Genomic DNA, 18,882 nt, shown 5'->3' on the forward strand with positions numbered 1-18,882 from the left:
GTACAGGTACAGGTACAAATGGCTCAACTACTACTGGTACAGGAACTAAGAATACACAAAATAATACAACAGCAAGCATAGGTAGTATTACTATCTTAAATACTAATGTTGTAAATCATTCTAATGTTGATGTAAAAGAATCCGCAAATATTCAAGCTGGTACTGGCGCTAGTGGCGATAATCAAAACGTAGGTATTGGCATTAAATCAGAATCAAAGAATGACTTTAAAGTGAAAGCGGAGGCTGAAGCTAACGATAAAGATATTCTAGCGTCTGTATTTAATGTTGTGAATTATAATAGTCATGCTAATACAACAATTAATTCAGCTTTAAATGCCACAGGCAATATAGATATTCAATCGTTAAATAATTTTGAAAACAATCAGATTAAAAGTAACAGTAAGATTGGTGTTGGATTTGTAGATAAATTATTAAAACCACTTGCTCCAATATTCGCTAAAATTAATCAAGTAAAAGAAATTGTTGAAAAAGTAGGTGAAGTAAAAGACGCCATTGTTAAACAAGATCCTAAAGAGATTTTTGGTGCTATAAAAGATATTGTAGATGAACAACAAGAAGAAGCTGGTGGCGAAGGAAACTCAGGAAAAAATACTAATGATAATAGTGTTACAGGGCAAGTTAAAAAGGTTATTAATGAAGCCATTAAATCAATGGGAAATAAATTAAGTGGCTCAATAAGTTTCCAATATGTTGATGAGAATAATACTGCTGAAGTTAATATCAATAAGAATGTCACTTCTACAGGTGGAAATGTCAATATCTTAGCCAAAACAGATATGAAAGATGTTTTCATGCCAGTCCATAGCACAACCAATAATGATCCTGAAATTGCAAAAACAACAGCTGGAACAACGGGTTCTACATCTACAACAGGAACCACTGGTACAGCAACAACAGGGACTACTACAGGAACCACAGGGACTCCTGGTTCGACAAAAGGAGGCAGCCAGCAAGAATATGGTGCTTCACTTGCTGTTTTAGCTGCAACTATTAAGAACGATAGTAAAGTTACCATTGGCAATGGTACGAAGATTGAAGGACAAAGTGTTGCTATTAAAGGTGAAACACTTAATCCTTATGATCGTATAAATCGTACTGTCGAAATTATAGATAAACTTAAAAACACTATAGTAAATATTTTGAAGGATAAACCGATTAATGATGCAAGTGATGCATTCTCTATAGCACTCAATAAATTAAAAACAGCTATAGACGGATTGAAAGAGCCTGATATAAATAATTTTGATCAATTTATTGATGATATAGCAGGAAATCTTAAAGATTTGGGAATTGGATTAAAAGAAACTGGAAGTAGTCTTGCTGACAATTTTTCTAATATAAAAGAGGAATATTCTAAACCATTCTTAATTGCTTTTGATGAGTTAGTAAAATTAAATTATGAACGTTTTGCTAATTTTATTGTAAGAGCGGAACAGTCAGATGGTAAAGGTGCTAAAAATCAAGAAACAGGTGAGTCTGCTAAAAAACTAGGTGTTTCTGGTTCGTTTAGTTATACCGATATTACTAATGATAGCAATGTTATCATTGGCAAAAATGCAAATATTGTTTCGAATGGTAATAATGGTAGTTTAGATATCAATGCAATTACTAAGTCAGAGTTAGTGACTTTCTCTGGAAATGCAGGAATTAATCCTATCCCTGGTTCACAAGGTACTGCTATCGGTGCGAATATTATTTATGCTGGGCAGCATAATAACGGGTTAGCATTAGTTTCAGAGGGAGCAAAACTTACTGGTGCAGTTGTTAATGTCAATAGTGATAATAAATTTATGCAAAATAACATTGCGTTTGCATCTGGTAAGTCTGAAGGTAAAGCCTTTGGAGGACTAATTGTCATTGGTAAAGGAGACAGCAATGCTGTCGCTGTTGTTGATGATGAAGCAGAAATTAAAGCTAAAGATAGTGATACTAAGAATGAAGTTGGTATTAAAGCAAGTAATAATACTATAGTAAATAATATTGCTGCCGGCTATCGAGGTGGTGAAGGTGCAGCGGTTGGCATCGGTGTTGGTATTGGTCTTTATACTAATAATAGTATTGCCGCTATCATGGATATTGATAAAGATGCATCTTCATCTTATGTAGTTAATAATTCCTTGAGTGAAGAAGAAAAACAAGCGGTAGAACGTGAAGCCAGTGCATTGGCATTAGTATTAAGTCGCCTCAATAATAATGAACAAGATTTATTGGGAACATCTTCTATTATTAATGAAAACAGAGGAATTACCGCCAATAAAGTCAATATTGGTAGTACAGCAACTGGTTTAATTAATACTATCGGTTTCACCGCAACAGCAGCTTCAGAACCGAAAAAAGATGATGGTGATCGTAGAACAACAGCACAAAAAATAAAAGATTCCTTCACTGGCAATCTTTCCATTGCAAAAGAAAAACAAGAATCAGCTGCTAGTTTTATTGCAGAGTTTGATGATTTGTTTAGTCTTTCTCCAAGTACATCTACTTCAAATTCTAATAGTAGTACAAATTCTGGTAATTCTTCTACAAGTACGGGGAATACGGATCCTAACAAAACAAGCTCAGCTACTAGCAAGATAGATAAAGTTGATAAGACAATGAGTGGTGAAGGTAATAAAGGATCTAAACCAAATGATATTGTGACAGGGAAAGGTGGTTCGGCTGTTAATAACAATAATGATGATCTTGCACATAATAAAGGTAATGCTAAACCTGGTGAGGCAGCGAAAAGCCAAGATGGTAAATCGAATAGCATGAATAGCGGCAGTGTTGCTGATTCAAATGCACAAAGTTCACAAGAACAAGCTAAAAGTCAAATTGCTGGTGCAGGTAGCGTAGCTGTTAATATTATTGCTGGTCAAACTATAGCGTTAGCAAATAAGGCACTGATTAATGTCGTTAGAGATACTACTAACACAGATAATAAAAATACAGTTACTGTAAATGCAACTGATAACGTCTTTATCGGAGCATGGTCAGGCGGCGGTGCTTATAGTAAATCTAAAGAAAGTAATAGTTATGGTCTTGCAGGATCTGCTGCAGTTAATAGTTTGAAACGTGATGTTGGCTCATTCATCCATACTTCTACCATTAATAATGCAGAGAAAATTATTGCTGAAGCTGTAAAAGATGGCATCGTTGCGTCTGGCGGTTTGGCAGCTGCCATTTCTATGGCGAAAAATACTAGTGTTGCAGCATCTGCAGCTATATCGATAAATTTACAAAACAGCCAAACATCTGCTTTATTAATCAATAATACAATCAATAATTCTGGAAATGTACCTTCAGGTAATGAAACAGACATTACCACAAATGCAGTAAATAAAGATATCAATGTTACAGGTGGTATGAATATTTCTTTTGCTAAAAGTAAGTATAGTAGTGCCACAGCTGCAGGCGGTTCTATTATTGTTAGTGATTTACAAAACCACATTGATAGCGGAATTTATGGCGGAACTTATCGTAAGATAAAAGATATTAATGTAGAAGGGGTGCTTGCTACGACCCAAGTTAGTGTTGGTATAGGTGTAGCTGTATCTTCAGGTACTGGTGGCGGAGCATTCCAAGGAACAGTAGTCTATAACGGTTTAAGTAATGTTGTAAATTCTGTGATCAAAGGACAAGCTGATATCTCAGCTAGTGGTACAGTGGTTGTTAATGCCCATGATGATAAGGCTGTATTGAGCAGTGATGAGAAAGATAAAAAGAAATCAGATTATATTCAATTTATGAAGGATAGAGGTATTGATCCAACAGGAGAAGACTACCGTTCAGAATATTCTTCTAATGAGTCGACAGTTGATCCAGAAGAACAAAAAAATGCTGCTAATCAGAATAAAGATGATAAACAAAAGGCTGATAAAGAAAAATATGAAGCGGATGGTAAGCAGAAAGCTGCTGAACAAGAATATCAAGCAGAGCTTAAAAATGCACCTATAGGTAATACCATTGTAGTCGGTGGTTTAACAATAGCTGGTAGTAAAGGCGGTGATGCTGTAGGCGCTTCAGTCGTCGTTAATGATATTGAGAATAAAATGTATGCCAATATCATTGATGCAAATATTACGTCTAAGCATATTGGGGCTGCATCAAGTGCAAAATCTCTACTAGTTGGCGTAGCTGGCGGTATTGCTGGTGGTAATGGTAAATTTGCTGCGGCTGGTTCTGTAAGTTGGAGCAATGTAGCAGATCAAGCAATTACAAAAGTGGAAAATAGTACGCTAACGGCAAATAGCATGGATTTTAATGCGGTTAGTAATGCAAGATCAATTAGTGTTGCTGGTCAAATTGGAGTCAGCAAAGGCTCAGCAGGTTTAGGATTAGCGTTGGCGTATCACGCTTTAGATAATCAAACTAAGGTACTTATCAGTGATTCAACCTTAACAAGCCAAAGCGAGTCTGGTTTTGATCTTCTAGCAAATGCACTAAGTCAATCTAAAGTGATTGCAGTGGGTGCCGGTGTGACCGCAAATTTAGGCGGAGCAGCATTGAATGGTACATTTGCAGTAAATGAAGGAACGAATAATACAGAGGTTATATTAGATAGTAATAATCTTACTAACGTACAAAGTGTTTCAGCGACAGCAACAGATGAATCTACTGCGACTGTTGTTGCTGGGGGTGTGACATTAGGGGCTGGTACCGCGGCAAGTGGCGCAGTTGCAATTAATAGTATTGGTGGTTTTTCAACAAACTCTCAGGATGAAAATGCACAAAGAGTAACAGCTGCAATTAGAAATACAACTATTACTACTGTAAAAAACCCAACCACTATAACCAATAAAGAGACTAATATCTCTAGAACAGAGATATTAAATTCTAAAATATCATTAAATGCAGTGGATCATTCAAAATTATGGACAATTTCTGCTGGAGCAGCTGGTTCAACAGGTAGTGTAGCGCTTCAAGGGGTAGCTTCATCTTCAATTGTTAATAAGAATGTTTGGGCAGGATTAGAAAACAGTAATATTTCTGCGGCAAATACTGAAAAACTAGCGCAGGCGAATGTTAATGCTAATGCAGTTAATGAATCTGCTATCAATGGATTTGCTATCGGTGTAGCTGGTAGCGCAGGGGTTGCGGGCGGTATTGCGATCAATGTGAATCGCATTATACAACATACTAATGCACAAATTATTGGTGGCGATTATCACATTAACAACGTTGAACTACGTGCGAATGGTAAACCAGAGATTCTATCTGCTACGGTTGGTGCTGCTGGATCTTCTAATGCGGCAGTGGCAGGGTCTTTTGGTACTAATCTGATTACTAATACTGTCAATAGCAATATCAAAAATGCGAAGATTAATGCTTTAAGTAATGTTGGCGTATTGACTCAGAGTGATGAACTTATTGCTAATTATGCAGGTGCTGTTGCTGGATCTGGCGGTGCAGCGATTGGTCTTACAGTAACTGTTAATAAGATTGATGGTAACACATCTGCAAATGTAGAAAATAGTGATATCAAGGCAAAACAAAATGCTGATGATATTGACGTTATAACTGCAAATGATGGTATGGATGGTACTAAATTTATTCATGCTGCTATTGAAAAAGCGACATTTGATTCATCAGTGTTAAACGGTGGAAGACAATCATCTACATACAATGGTTTAGTAGTTAATAGCTCTGCGACACATAGTATTGCCTCTTCACTTGTTAGTGGAGGCGGTGCCGGTATTGCTGCTGTAATGGGAACAATTAATGTCAACTTAATTGGTGGTAGCACACAAGCTAAAGTCATTAACACAAATGTCAATACAGGAGATGGTACTTTAGCAAGTGATATTTCTGTTAAAGCACGCGATTATACTAATGCAGCAGGTTTTACAGGTACAGTTGCAGGTGCAGGTATTGCGTCTGTAGGAGCAGGTTCTGATACAAATAAAGTAGAACGTACAACAGAAGCCTATTTCTCCAGTAAAGGTAAGACTGCAACAGCTAATAAAGCGAAAAATGTTTACGTTGATGCGTTTTCTCGCCAAGCATTATCAACCTTTGATCTAGGCGCAAGCGGTGCCGCTGGTGTTGGTGCAACAGGTATTGTTGTTGTTAATAAATTAAATAGTACTACATCAGCTAAACTAGAAAATGTCCACATTAATTATGATAACTTGTATGTTAAAGCTATACACCAAGATGGTATTTATGTCACTAATGCCGCTTTAGCTGGTGGCGGTAGTGCTGGCTTTGGCTTAAATGTGAGCGTTGTAAAACAAGAATCTAATGTTAATGCTGAGGTCAAGAATAGTGATTTAACAGCTGAAACCGATGAGAATCAAACAGAGGTTATCGCTAGCCATACAGGTGAATTAGATACTGTAGTTACTGCTGCCGGTGTTGGTGGTGCAGGAATTGCTGGTGCAGTTGCTGTCAACAATATGAAACAACAAGTAAGTTCTACGATTGATAATAGCAATATTAATAGAGGAACAACAAACGTTCATGCGCTCAATAGTACAACGCTTTCCACTAACGGTGGTGCACTTGGTGCTGGTGGATTTGGTTTTGGTTCAAGTATTTCAGTAAATACATTTAATGATAGAGTGTCAACGTCAATAATTAACCATAGTAAGCTAAACGTCAAAGATATTGATATTAAGTCAGAAAATAAACGAAATATTGATCAAGTAGTTATTAATGCTGCTGCAGGCGGTATTGCAGTTGGCGCTAATATTATGGTGACAAATATTGATGCCGATCTTACTGACGCAGAATTAAAAGGAAAATTAAATGAGGTTAATGGTCGTCTTGATGGTGATGCTAAATTTGATGTCAACAGATCGAATAATGAGTCAGGAATTTACTCAGATATTTCGAATTCAACCTTAACTGCGAGTAATCAGATCAAAATTAATGCGATTGAGAATAGTGCAACCAGTATGCATGGTGGTAGTGTTGCTGGCGGTGGTGCCGCTTTCAATGGAGCAGTAGGTATCTTAAATCGTCATCATAGTACGAAAGTTAATTTTACTGATTCTACACTTTCTAGTGGAACTGTGGTTGTAAAAGCTGAACAGGCAAATCTTAATGGTAAAGGAACTGAACTTAATCTTTATCAAGGAACTGGTGGTGTAATCGCTATAGGTGCCGCTTTTGGTAGAGTAACTAATACAGGTACAACTCAAGTTAATGTTACTAACACCTCAATCACCTCTACAGGCGATACTAATATTGATGCAAAAGATACTTCTAGTACAGCGATCTCTGCTTATGGTTTAACTGGTGGTGCAATTGCAGCTGGTATTATTTATGCGGCTGCTGAGAATAGCAGTAATGTAGGGGTAAATTTTGATACTAGAAATAGTACAGTTGCAGAAACTATTAGCACAAAGAATTTAGTGGTCAATGCTTCAAAAGAAAATAAAGTTACTACTAAAGTAGTTGGTGGTGCAGTTGGTTTTGCAGGTGGTGTAGGGCTTAATGCAGAAGCAAAAGATAGTGGTGAAACTTCAATTAAGATTCAAGGTAGCAAATATAAATTTATTGGGGAATCTGTTACTTTTGCAGCTCGTAGTAATCCAATAGTTAACCTTAATGCAGGTAGTGCAGCAGCAGGTATGTATGCTGGTCAGGTAACGAGAGGTTTTGCTTCTGCAACTGGCACAACTGAAGTTGTTGTTAATGATGATAATACTTTTGATGCAAATAACTTAAGTTTTACTGCTGAAACAGGAAAACAAGGTGGAACAACACCGAATGTAACAGCAAAAGTGGTTGGTGTTTCATTAAGTGGTGCAGTAGGTATTGGTGTTAATATTGCTCAAGTAGAAACAGCGACAAATACAAATGTCACTGTTGGTAGAGCTATATATAAAAGCATCAGTCGAAATGCAGCAGGTCAACTAGTAGGAACTGCGCTTAATATTGCAGCTCAAAATTATCTTTCTCGTTCAGTTGATATTAGTTCATTAACCGTAGGTGGATTATTTGCCACTGGTAACGGTTCAGCATTAAGCTACGGTACAGATAATATTAATATTGCTGCTCGTGGCGGTATTATTAATGGTGACAATATTAATAGTAGTGTTGTAAAAAGTTTCACCTTATCAGGATATGGTATCAATAAGGTTAATGCTCTTGCTAATGGTGATGGTGGTGGTTTAGTTGATATTTCACCATTGTCAGCGCTATCGCAAAATAGACAAACTACTAATGTAACTGCAACGTTGGGTGGTAAATGGGATGTTAAAGAGAATTTAACTGTTGCTACTACTCAAACAGATGAAGCCGATTTACATGCAGAATCTACAAAAGCAGGTGCTGCTGTGGGTGGCGGTACAAAAGCAGATAATAGAATTGATGGTAGTAATACCGTGAATATTGAAAATGGTTCGGAAATTACGGCCCATAATTTCGGTGTAAATGCTTTAAATAATATTGTTACTGGTAAGAATTATGCGTATGAGGTAGAGGGGCAAGTGTTTGCTATTGCTGGAGTTTCTGTTCCTATCAGTAATAGTGAAATAGGTAAGTCGTCTAATATTAATATTGGATCAGGTACTAAGATATTTACAACTGGTTATCAATCTTATAATGCATTAACAAATGGAGATTTGAAAAATAAAATAAAAGGAATGGCTGTAGGAGTTATTGGAGTGCAGGTTGTTAAATCAACCAATGCTCTTAATATAGCGAATAATATTAATGTGGCTGAAAATACAACTTTACATAGTAAAGGTGATTTTGAGAATAATGCTACAGATATTAGTTTTAATAGTTCTGATAATATTAAATCTGATTTTAGTTCATATGCTGAAACACCAGCAGGATTGGCTGCAGTATTGTATTCGGAAACACAAAATAAATTAACACGTAGTAATTCCGTAAATTTATTAGGAAAAGTAAGAAGTTCTGGTGATTTAAATTTATTAGCTGGTAAGAAAGGTAATAATGTATCAAATATTGCAATGAATTTAACTGCAGAGGTTGTTAATAATGCAGTTATTCCATTATCATCGAAACCAGTTGTATCTAATCAAATAAATAGTAGCAATCAAGTTATTGTCGGTAATAATGTTGAAGGAGTAGCAACAAAAGATATTAATATTTATGCTGATGATGGTAAGGTAACGGTTAGTAAAATTTCTAAAGCAAAAACGTGGTTATATACAACAACGGATAAAGGAGAAGAAACTACTCCGGCAGATGTTTCTGGTGATGCTAAGGAAACTAAATCGGTTAACAATTTTGCCAAAATTAATGGGAAATTAATATCTGGGGCGAATAATACTATTGATATTAGTATTTCTGGGTATAGAGTACCGGATATGTTACTTCTTGCTGATGGTGAAGGGAAAGATACCAGGGGTTCTTATACCATTACAATTAAAGAAAATGGTGTTGAAAATAAGAATTCCGAATGGAAAAGTAGTATTAGAGAATATGATTATAATTATAGTACTGATTTAATTAACCAATATAATGAAGCTACTAAATTAATGAATCAACACTCTAATGATGTTAATAAGACAGCATATTTAGGGTATCTATCTACACGTCAACGTTTACTTAGTACTATGAAAAAATATGGATTGGTAGATGAGGATGTGTCAGCTGAATCAACAATAACAATTAATCCTAATAATGTCAGAAAATATAGTGCTGTTGGTATTGATAACATTTTTGTTAGTGGTGGTAGTATTAACATTACCTCTAATAATTTGATTGGTGAAAACAAAGATTCATCGTTACAGGCAAATGGTTCACCAACTATTAATGTGACGAATAATTCTAATGCAGTTCTTACAGTAAGTAATCTTAAAGTGGGTAACGCAGGCGGAGCTATTCGCTTTAATGGAGAGGTATTAGATAATAATGCACTCAACACTATCCAAAATAAAAATCAAGATAAAGCACAAAATACAACTTTTGGTAAGATAACTTCTATTGCTGAAGGTGGTGGTATTGTATCTATTATTAATAATTCGGCTGGAAATAGAGTGGTAAAATCTGCATATAATTCTGCACGTACTGATAATTATAAACCACTAGGTATGGTTATTGTTTCAGGAACATTAACGAGTGGGGAAGGAAGGAATAATGTTAATGGTCGGATTACTATTAATAATAATGCTGGAGATTTAGAATTAGCACAAAATAGCCAAGTATTGGCGAATACAGTTGAGCTTAAAGCTACAGGTTCTATTGTACAGAATCATGTTAAAGGGTTATTGAGCTTGGGTGGTGGAACTCCTGAAAGAGCATATGCTGATTATGCACAACAACAGAAAGAAAAAACAGAGGTATATAAGGAGACAGCAGAGAAAACTTCTAGTTTTACTGAAACTCCTATTTTAACAGATGGAGTTGAAACAGGTTATGGACCTCGTATTGCTGGAAATAATGTTTATTTATTCGCGGATGTGGTGAATTTAAATGGTATTGTACAAAGTGGATACGATACTTATACGGTAACATTAAATAGTCTTTCTGGTAGTAAGCGTCAAGATGGGAAAGTTGTTATTAGTGAAGGTGGTGAAAGATTAAGAGGCGATGGTATTTATAATTATAATATAGGTGCAGTTTATGATCCTGCTATGGATAAGATTAAATTAGATGATGTTGATGCAGTAGGAGGATATATTGAAATTACAGGATCAATTATTGCCACAGAAAATGCTACATTAGTAGTTTCTGATGGTGGGGCAAATATTAATATTGTCAATAATACAGGAAAAACTCTTGAGCTTGGTAATATTTATAATAATTATCGACAAGGTAAAATTGTTCTAAATAATGGATGGACTAATACAAGAACTGAAATTGTTAAGGAAAATAATACGATTAAGCAAAAAAGCATAAATATAAATGATTATGTTAAGTGCTTGGATAAATGCTCAAATTGGTCTACAAAAAATGGCAATATCTATGATCTAGGAAGTATCACTTATAACTGGACAGAAGGAACAGAAAATACTGCAAAAACTAAATATACATTACAAAAAGAAGGATATCTTTTTGGAGCATTTAAAACTGATCCAGAAAGTATAGATATTAGAACAATGGAAGGAGTATCAGCTCCTATAGCATTAGGTGTATCGGAATCAGGATTAGCTCCGGGAGCTTATTTATCAAATGATGATACTTTAAATACTAGATATAGACTACAATCTATGTATACTTACCTAAATTCAAAACTCAGCAAAGCTGAATTTGAAATGATAAAAGATTATTGGTTCTATAGAGTATATGAAGCAACACAATATTTAGAAACTGGTTCGAAACGTACCTATATTCATTCTGTTAAAGCTAATTATCCTGTAACAGCCGAATTTATTGGTCAGTCTAATGGCGGTAAAATTGAAATTAACAGTAATTCCACTATTACTATTAAAGGTGATATTGAAAATGAAAAATCTGGTGCACTTTTAAGTATTAATTCTAGCAAAGATATTATTCAAGAAGTAGGTCAATTAAAGACAAATAATCTCTCATTAATAGCTGGTAATAATATTAAAAATATTGAAGTAAAACCTAGTGAAACGAATGTTGTTAACTTAACAGCTGAATCTAAAGGTAGTAATGGAAATATTAATATTAATGTAATTAAAGGATTTAAAAATAATAATTCATTAGATACAAAAGTTAATATTATTAAATTAGAAGGTAAAGGTAGTACTCAACTTACTGCATACAGTGATATTTATTCTTCGGATAATAAGACAACAGTGACTGGACGTAAAATTACTTTAGAAAGTGAAAACGGTAGTATTTATGGTGCAAATGCTTCGTCTTTATTAAAAGTTAATGCAGGTCAATACGCATTAGGTGGCGATCCATTAAGTGCAAGTATTAATGCTAAAGCGAAAAATGATATTCGCTTAGAACAAACAACTGGCAATATGCGTGTTGGTAATATTACAGCAGGCAATAGTGTTTATTTAACGGCAATGAACGGAAGAATTGTTGATGCGTTACCAAGAGGAAAACAAGTTGAAAGTGATGTTACCGATCGATTGATCAAAGGGTGGATTGATGCCGGTCTTATTGCTGGTACAAGTGAATATAAAGGTGCATATAAACAAGGTTTAGAAGATGCTGTCACTGATTATGAAGATAGTATGAGAAAAGCCTTTGCTGATTATGCGGCATCAGTGCAAGAAGAAAATGAACAAAAAGAGGCAATACAAAAACGACAAGCATATAAAGTTACACAACTTTATGATCGTCGAATAAAAGAAATTGAGTCATTATCTGCTAATGATGATGAAAAAAGAGCTTCTATTGAAAAATTAGATAGTATATTTGGCGCAATTAAGAACGACAATGTTAGTGTAGAAGCTAAGGCAGCTCTTTATAATGATCTTGTAGAGATCGCTAAGTCTGAACAAGATGATCAAACTGGTTTAGGTAAGTTATTTAAAGAAGATCTTCGCCAAGTGAAAGCTGCTAATGAATCAGTAGCACTATCTGATGTTTCAATTTCAAATGAAGATATCAATAGGTATAGTATTTTCCTTGAAACAGGGTTAATGACAGCAGAAGCTAAGGCTAATTGGGAAAGTAAAGTAAAAGATACTCAAGCAGCTTTAGATAGTGCATATATAAGCCAAGTTTCAGCTGAAGTCGAAGATCTTTACAACCGTCGTAAGGCACAAATTAATGAGATGGCTGCCGGTAAAGATCAAGATGAAGCCTTAGCAAATTTACAAGTCTTTTATAATAATAGAGTGAAAGAAGTTAACGGTAATCGCACTGTACAATACGATCTTCTCTATCAAGATATTACTTCATTGGCATTATCAGAGAATGGTAGTGATAGCAGTGGTCTAGGTGTGTTGTTAAAAGCAGATATCTTAGATAAGAAAGGATCATCAGCAAGTAGTATTTCTCTCGCAGATATTAGAACTTATGGTGTTACGAAGAAAGATGCAGCTACTGTATTAACAACGATTGGTGGAAATATTACTAAAGAGGAAGCATTAAATAATCAACAAACATTACGTCAGTATCGATTCACTCAATCTCATGAGAATTTAGCAAGTCTGAAAGGTACGTTGCTGAAAGTTGTTAGTGAAAGTGATCTATCTAATTTAGTAAGCCAAGCTAATCAATCAGCTAGTGATGTTACTGCTGGAGGAAGTAGTTTACAAACCGCAACAAATAGCTTTATCAATAGTGTTAAAACTAAAGATACAAATTATCAAGCATTAGTAAGTGCGAGAGATAATCCTCAGTATAAATGGACACAAGATCAATTGCTCTATGCGATTAGCGATGCGATGTATAACAAAGAAACATTATCAACAGATTCAGAGTTAAAACGTGCTAATATTTCGGCAAAACAAGTTACATTAACTGGTCTTGGTGTCGGTATTGATGAAGCTCCGAGTGACCCAATTGCAATTAAAGGATTAGGTAATCGTATTGATGATTTGAAGAAATTAGCAAATGCAGAAGTATCTGATGTTGAATTAACTAAAGATAAATCAGCCTTTATCATTAAAGGTAAAGTACCACTTGGTATTTTTACTGATCAATTAAATATTAATACTACTGGAAGTAATGTGTATGTTGCAGGACGTAGTAATGAAAATGATGCTTTAGCAGCAATTAATATTGGTACCATAGATGCTGGTCAAGGGGATATCCGTATTTTAGGTAAAGCTGGTGTTTATAATGGTTTATCTGATGCAGAAACGACTAACTTTATTGGAAAAGATTTATTGCTTGAAGGCGGTGAACAAGGAAATGTGGGCGCTGCTGATAAGCCAATGTCATTGAATTTAAAAGGTAACTTAGATGTCAGAGCTATTAATGCTTACTTGATCAATCATTCATCAACAAATCCATTATCATTTAATGGTGCATATGTTGTTAATGATTTGATTGTTGATAGTAAAACTGGGTTAGGTTCAGTTGCTGGTGGATTAGGCTATATTAATGTAGGCAAGAATTTAACTATTAAGACTGAAGGTGATATAGGGGAAGTTGATAATAGCTTACGAGTATTAGCGAATAATGCATTAATTACTATTGAAGGCAAAGATGGAAATGCTACTCCTAGAGATGTTTATTTATTAGGTAAATCGCAAGATCATAATGGTATTCTCCATTTAGGAAACATTACTGCAAATACACTTATTGTAGATAGTGAAGGTAATTTAGTATTAGGTTCTAGTGAAGACGAAACCTCAGCTCGTAAACAACTTAATATTAAAGATAAAACTGCATTAAGTGCTGAAAAAATGGTGACTGTTTCTGGAATAGTAAATAGTGAAAAAGATTTAACAATTACGTCTCGTACTGGAAGTGTTCAAGGCAGTGCTAATTCTAATATTAATGTTGGAAATGTGATTGTTAATACAGCTAAAGGTATTGCCTTAAATCAAGGCAATCATCAAATAAATATTATTAATATTCATAACGTACCGACTCATGACAGTATTGATGGTAATGTTCTAGTTAAGACTACCGCAGATGTATTCACTGCCAATATCGATGCACCAGTGATTGGTAATATTAATTTAGAAAACACTACTGGTGGTATTAATGTAGCCAGTGAGTTGGTAGCTAAGATTGCTAAAAATAGTGATGGTTCTATTATTGGTGATCGAATTGGTAATATTCTAGTTACAGCAGGAAAAGGAATTACTAGTAATAGTTCAATTGCTGCAGATGGGTTAGTTCGTTTAGAAAGTAAAAAAGGTAGTATTGATCTTATTGGTAATGTTGAGTCGAAACAGGCTGATGTTAAATTGCATGCACAGAGTGGTGACAATATAGAAGGTAATATCAATGTTAACGGTCAAATTAAAGCTGAATTAGGCGGTATTACTGCAGAAACAGATCACGGTAATATTATATTTGGTGGGAATATATTAGCGAAGAACGACATAATTGCCAAAGTGACTAATATAGGTGCGATTACCATCACAGGTAATGCGCAATCTGATCAAGATGTTAAAGCGGAAACGAAAGCCGGCGATATAGCACTAAATGGCACAGTAACTGCTGCACGAGATGTGTTTACGAAAGTAGAAACCACAGGTGCAATTAGTGTAACCGGTAATACACAAGCTGGACATGACGTTCAAGCGCAAACCAAAGATGGCGATATTCGTTTTGCTGGTGCGATTACCGCGAACAATGATGTTATTGCCACAGCGCAAGAACAAGGCGCAATCAGTCTAGAAAAAGATGTGACTGCGACAAATCACAATATTGCATTAACAACGAAAGTGGGTGCGATTGACGTGAAAGGTAATGCAACAGCAGGTAATGATCTTATCGCGAACACTGAAACAGGTGCGATTACCATCACAGGTAATGCGCAATCTGGTCAAGATGTCAAAGTGGAAACTAAAGCCGGCGATATAGTGCTAAATGGTGCAGTAACTGCCGCACGAGATGTGTTTACGAAAGCAGAAACCACAGGTGCAATTAGTGTAACCGGTAATACACAAGCTGGACATGACGTTCAAGCGCAAACCAAAGGTGGTGATATTCGTTTTGCTGGTGCGATTACCGCGAACAATGATGTTATTGCTACAGCGCAAGAACAAGGCGCAATCAGTCTAGAAAAAGATGTGACTGCGACAAATCACAATATTGCATTAACAACGAAAGTGGGTGCGATTGACGTGAAAGGTAATGCAACAGCAGGTAACGATCTTGCCGCTAATACTGAAACAGGTGCGATTACTATCACAGGTAATGCACAATCTGGAAATGATATTGCTGCAAACACTATTGATGGTGATATTGCAATAAAAGGTAATGTTCGTGCAAAACGCAGTGTGGTAGCTGAATCTACTGGTGTTGGTGCAATTAGTGTGGAAAAAGATGTTACAGCGGAATTGCAAGATGTTCATTTAACTACTAATAGTGGAAATATCGGTGTAGGTGGTAATGTTAAAGCTAAACAAGATGTGTCTACTTTATCGCAAACAGGTGATATTGTGATACTTGGTGATGTGACAGCGAATAACGATGTTACTGCTAGAACAGTGAAAGATGGTGATATCGTCTTTACTGGCAATGTTTCAGCTGATCAAGACATTCTTGCTCATACTATTGAGAAAGGTGATATTATCTTTAATGGTAATGTACGTACTCAACGTAGCATTGTAGCTAATGCAGAAAATACAGGTTCTGTAATTATTCGCCAGGATATTGATGCAAATAAAGATATTGTTATCAATGCACATAACGGAAATATTTTCTTTGATGGTAATAATCCAAATAAAACAGAAGATATTAGTGCAATAGCAAGAACTGGTGATATCATTATGACCTTGACTGGTGTTGGTGATATTAAAGATACTCACCGTATTGCGAATGGCGATAGAGCATTCTTAAAAGCTGAGCAAAATAATATCTCTATTCATCATTCTGGTGTAGGTGTGGTTGATCTGTATAAAACAGAAGCTAATGGTGTGAATAAGACTGTTCTTGCAGATGGTAGTGCCTATATTGAATATGCCAACGGCAACATTGTGGAATGGATATTAGCAAATCCGAAAGAAGAACTTGTTCTTACTAATACACAAGTTGGTAAATTATTACGTCTTCATGCACAAAATGTGAATATTGGTGAAGTGACACAACGTCCGGGGGTAGTAGGTGATCTGACAATAGCTCCAGATGGATATCTTGATGATATGGCAATCACCAAGTTGAATATCAATAATATTCAACCAAATGATGGCAATGGAGTATCAGTAAGCAGATTATGGGCATATAATGCTTATATTCATGCAAATGCTGCACCATTTACGTTTGATCAACTTTATATCTTGGATAAAGCAACATTTAGTAATAATCAAACTGTTACTCGTGTATATGGACGTGATCCAAGAATTGAAGCAATGCCAAATAATTTCTATTGGATTGATACTCATATTAATAGTCCTAAAGACTCATTGAGTGCATGGTTGGCAGGTGTTAATGATGGACGTTGGATGAATCTGAAATTTGTTCGTGGAAATATTCAGGATAGTACAGGTCATTTATTAGATTTAGATGATAATTACTTTGTGTATTCACAACGTATTCCATTAACAGATGAAATGACACATAAAACTTTATTTGATGATTTTGGTCGTTCATTTGGTAAGAATATAGTGGGCAATTATTATCAAGATTTCTATCGTTATCCATGGACTCACTTCATTGATAATAAGACCGTAACATTAAAATCAGCCCAAGAAGATGAGATCATTGTTGCTGAATAAGAATAATTAAACCCAATGGTGGTAGGAATGAGTCTTACCACCTATTACTACTCATAGGAGAAAATAAAGTGAATAAAAAAGCTGAAAGTTTCAAAAGTTATTTAGATAACGCTAAGGTAGATGCTTTTGTTGTTGAAGAAATTGCAGATGATGCATTAAATACTGTGGTATTTCGTTCACATCTTGATATTGGTGGTAACCAATTACCTACTATTGTAATTTTAGATGATTCTATTTATGCAATGATCCGCGTGTTAGTTGCACCAAAAGTTGAATCAGAAGAAGCATTAGAAAAAGTAAGAGTATTATTGAACGATTTCAATAAACAATATAAATCATTTAAATATTATCTAGATAATGATAATGCAATTGTTTTAGATACTTGCCTATTAACTGAAGGTGAGAAAATTAATGGTGACTTAGTTTATGCAATGTTTGAAGTATTAATTAACCACCTTAATGAATCTTACAAAACTGTAATGAAATCAATCTGGAATTAATTTCTAAATCTATTTTGTATAATTTATAGTGAAACCGCACTATGACCGATAAAGTTATAGTGTGGTTTTTTACTACCTATGAGGCAGGAAACATTAGTAATTCTCGGTTGCACCAACCTAGCTGCACAGCTAATTCACACTGGGTAACCCCTAGGTATAGTAGACAAAATGGCTGCTAAAAAAGTGGTTGAAGCCTTATAGTATATGACCTCAAACCACTTTTTTCCCACACTTTTGTCTATTAGGACAACTAATACTTAACAACTGAATAGTTTGAGTAAATACGTTTTCTTAAACTAAGAAAATAGATAAGTTTGAGTTAAGCGTGCTTCACTTCTAAATTTAAATTCAACGCTTGCATTACTTTAAAGACAGTTGCAAATGTTGGATTACCACGCCCAGATAACGCTTTATATAAGCCCTCTCTTGTTACACCAACTTCACGAGCAATTTGGCTCATGTTTCTAGCTTTGGCAATATCACCTAAAGCGGAAAGAAGTAAATCAACATTACCTTCTTTCAAAATTTCATTGAGGTAAAGCTGAATCTCCTCTTCTGTGCGTAAATGTTCAGACATATCAAAATCGTGTAGTTTTTCCATTATTAAACTCCTAATTCTTTTGCCAAAGATTTTGCTTTTTTAATATCTGATTCTTGTGTAGATTTATCTCCACCACATAGCAAAATCACAATAACATCATTCTGATTCTTGAGATAAACTCGATAACCTTTATCTTCAGTAATTCTAAGTTCTGATACTCCTTCACCTATGGGTTTGACATCACCAAAATTGCCGAATTGTAATCTTTTAATTCTTACTTGGATTTTTGCTCTTGCGCGTAAATCCTTAAGATTACTTAACCATTTATTGAAGGTTTCTGTTGATTTTATCTGAATCATTTATCTCTCCTTGTATGGTTACATTATATAACTTTTCACAAAATGTAAACCATAGTTCACACTTTTTATAAAAAATAAAACAGATAAAACTAGCCGCATTTAACCCTACAGATTGGTGTGGTGATGTTGGTAAGTAATCAATCAATTATAAAGTTGAGTAACCCATGAGCAGAAAACTGTGTCTGTTGGTTCTAAGAGAGGTGAATCCAGAATCAAGGGTAGCGTTGCTTATTTGCTTGAGTGCAAAACGTATGATCGAGAGATTGCTACAATGTTTTTTCTAAGCT

General features: G+C 35.1%; 4 protein-coding genes and 1 CRISPR repeat array (1 of these 5 only partly in view). Of the genes, 2 read left to right on the forward strand and 2 right to left on the reverse strand.

Features of this window, described 5'->3' with window-relative positions; translation table 11 throughout:
- Positions 1 to 230 precede the first annotated feature (230 nt).
- Together QS62_RS12095 and QS62_RS09095 are read left to right on the forward strand one after the other, a co-directional pair.
- Positions 231 to 17,195, forward strand: a complete 16,965-nt coding sequence (locus tag QS62_RS12095) for a hypothetical protein (RefSeq protein WP_231923700.1) — start codon at positions 231 to 233, stop codon at positions 17,193 to 17,195.
- A gap of 68 nt (positions 17,196 to 17,263) precedes the next feature.
- Entirely contained in the window at positions 17,264 to 17,695 is a 432-nt protein-coding gene (locus QS62_RS09095) for a YbjN domain-containing protein (RefSeq protein ID WP_066109119.1), read from the forward strand.
- Positions 17,696 to 18,014: 319 nt separating this feature from the next.
- On the opposite strand, the gene QS62_RS09100 is transcribed toward QS62_RS09095, so the two are convergent.
- On the reverse strand, positions 18,015 to 18,296 hold the full coding sequence (locus tag QS62_RS09100) for an addiction module antidote protein (protein WP_156550117.1): 282 nt from the start codon (positions 18,294 to 18,296) through the stop codon (positions 18,015 to 18,017).
- Between the two features lie 2 nt (positions 18,297 to 18,298).
- Complete coding sequence (locus QS62_RS09105; protein WP_066109126.1) at positions 18,299 to 18,595, reverse strand: type II toxin-antitoxin system RelE/ParE family toxin; 297 nt, start codon at positions 18,593 to 18,595, stop codon at positions 18,299 to 18,301.
- A gap of 277 nt (positions 18,596 to 18,872) precedes the next feature.
- Positions 18,873 to 18,882: a CRISPR direct-repeat array (repeat unit 28 nt); it runs 858 nt beyond the window's last position.

It is taken from the genome of Gallibacterium salpingitidis, from assembly GCF_001678495.1.
GTDB lineage: Bacteria > Pseudomonadota > Gammaproteobacteria > Enterobacterales > Pasteurellaceae > Gallibacterium > Gallibacterium salpingitidis.

Coding starts and splice junctions, on each gene's coding strand:
- QS62_RS09100 (WP_156550117.1), bottom strand. CDS start 18,296: ATGGAAAAACTACACGATTTTGATATGTCTGAACATTTACGCACAGAA.
- QS62_RS09105 (WP_066109126.1), bottom strand. CDS start 18,595: ATGATTCAGATAAAATCAACAGAAACCTTCAATAAATGGTTAAGTAAT.